Below are 2,526 nucleotides of genomic sequence, written 5' to 3' on the forward strand. Positions count from 1 at the left end.
ATCCCCTCCAGAGTGGATCCTGAGTACGGCGGGACACGTGAAACCCCGTCGGAATCCGGGAGGACCATCTCCCAAGGCTAAATACTTCCTAGTGACCGATAGTGAACCAGTACCGTGAGGGAAAGGTGAAAAGCACCCCGGAAGGGGAGTGAAACAGATCCTGAAACCGTATGCCTACAAGTAGTCAGAGCCCGTTAACGGGTGATGGCGTGCCTTTTGTAGAATGAACCGGCGAGTTACGATGGCGGGCGAGGTTAAGCCGATGAGGCGGAGCCGCAGCGAAAGCGAGTCTGAATAGGGCGCATCAGTCCGTCGTCGTAGACCCGAAACCAGGTGATCTACCCATGTCCAGGATGAAGGTCAGGTAACACTGACTGGAGGTCCGAACCCACGCACGTTGAAAAGTGCGGGGATGAGGTGTGGGTAGCGGTGAAATGCCAATCGAACCTGGAGATAGCTGGTTCTCCCCGAAATAGCTTTAGGGCTAGCCTCGAGGTGAAGAGTTCCGGAGGTAGAGCACTGATTGGACTAGGGGCCCCCACAGGGTTACCGAATTCAGTCAAACTCCGAATGCCGGCAACTTGTACTCGGGAGTCAGACTGCGAGTGATAAGATCCGTAGTCGAAAGGGAAACAGCCCAGACCATCAGCTAAGGTCCCCAAGTGTATGTTAAGTGGAAAAGGATGTGGCGTTGCACAGACAACTAGGATGTTGGCTTAGAAGCAGCCATCATTCAAAGAGTGCGTAATAGCTCACTAGTCGAGTGACGCCGCGCCGAAAATGTAACGGGGCTAAACATACCACCGAAGCTATGGATCCCGTAAGGGATGGTAGGGGAGCGTTCCAAGCAGCAGTGAAGCGGTATCGTGAGGAGCCGTGGAGCGCTTGGAAGTGAGAATGCCGGTGTGAGTAGCGAAAAGAGGGGTGAGAATCCCCTCCGTCGAAAGCCCAAGGTTTCCTGAGGAAGGCTCGTCCGCTCAGGGTTAGTCTGGACCTAAGCCGAGGCCGAAAGGCGTAGGCGATGGACAACAGGTTGATATTCCTGTACCGCCGTACCACCGTTTGAACGATGGGGGGACGCAGAAGGATAAGGTAACCGTGCGACTGGAAGTGCACGGACAAGCAGCGAGGCCGTCGGGTTGGCAAATCCGCCCGACACACAAGGCTGAGCTGTGACGTGGAGCCCGTAGGGCGAAGTACCGGATTTCACGCTGCCAAGAAAAGCCTCTAGTAAGGAGGTCGGCGCCAGTACCGTAAACCGACACAGGTAGGCGAGATGAGAATTCTAAGACGCGCGGGATAACTCTCGTTAAGGAACTCGGCAAAATGGTCCCGTAACTTCGGGAGAAGGGACGCTTATGGCAACATAAGCCGCAGTGAATAGGCCCAAACGACTGTTTAGCAAAAACACAGGTCTCTGCTAAATCGCAAGATGAAGTATAGGGGCTGACGCCTGCCCGGTGCTGGAAGGTTAAGGGGATGTGTCATCGCAAGAGAAGCACTGAACCGAAGCCCCAGTAAACGGCGGCCGTAACTATAACGGTCCTAAGGTAGCGAAATTCCTTGTCGGGTAAGTTCCGACCCGCACGAAAGGCGTAACGATTTGGGCACTGTCTCAACGAGAGACCCGGTGAAATCATAGTACCTGTGAAGATGCAGGTTACCCGCGACAGGACGGAAAGACCCCATGGAGCTTTACTACAGCCTGATATTGAGGCTTTGTACGCGATGTACAGGATAGGTGGGAGTTTGTGAAGCCGGAGCGCCAGCTTCGGTGGAGACACCCTTGGGATACCACCCTTTGCGTATAGAGTCTCTAACTCGCAGCCGTGATCCGGCTGGAGGACCGTGTCAGGTGGGTAGTTTGACTGGGGCGGTCGCCTCCTAAACAGTAACGGAGGCGCCCAAAGGTTCCCTCAGAATGGTTGGAAATCATTCGAAGAGTGCAAAGGCAGAAGGGAGCTTGACTGCGAGACCTACAAGTCGAGCAGGGACGAAAGTCGGGCTTAGTGATCCGGTGGTTCCGCATGGAAGGGCCATCGCTCAACGGATAAAAGCTACCCTGGGGATAACAGGCTGATCTCCCCCAAGAGTCCACATCGACGGGGAGGTTTGGCACCTCGATGTCGGCTCATCGCATCCTGGGGCTGGAGTAGGTCCCAAGGGTTGGGCTGTTCGCCCATTAAAGCGGTACGCGAGCTGGGTTCAGAACGTCGTGAGACAGTTCGGTCCCTATCCGTCGTGGGCGCAGGAAATTTGAGGAGAGCTGTCCTTAGTACGAGAGGACCGGGATGGACGCACCGCTGGTGTACCAGTTGTTCCGCCAGGAGCATCGCTGGGTAGCTACGTGCGGACGGGATAAGTGCTGAAAGCATCTAAGCATGAAGCCCCCTCCGAGATGAGATTTCCCTTTGAGCAATCAAGAAAGACCCCTCAGAGACGATGAGGTAGATAGGTCATGGGTGGAAGCACGGCGACGTGTGGAGCTGAATGATACTAATCGGTCGAGGCTTTGATCTAGTCTAA

Annotated in this window: 1 rRNA gene; it reads left to right on the plus strand. The window is 55.0% G+C overall.

Annotated elements, in window-relative coordinates:
* Positions 1 to 2,520, plus strand: a 23S ribosomal RNA gene (locus tag KNP64_RS14645); the annotation flags it as partial.
* Positions 2,521 to 2,526: the final 6 nt, after the last annotated feature.

The organism is Exiguobacterium sp. s64 (genome assembly GCF_018618035.1).
Lineage (GTDB): Bacteria > Bacillota > Bacilli > Exiguobacteriales > Exiguobacteriaceae > Exiguobacterium > Exiguobacterium mexicanum_A.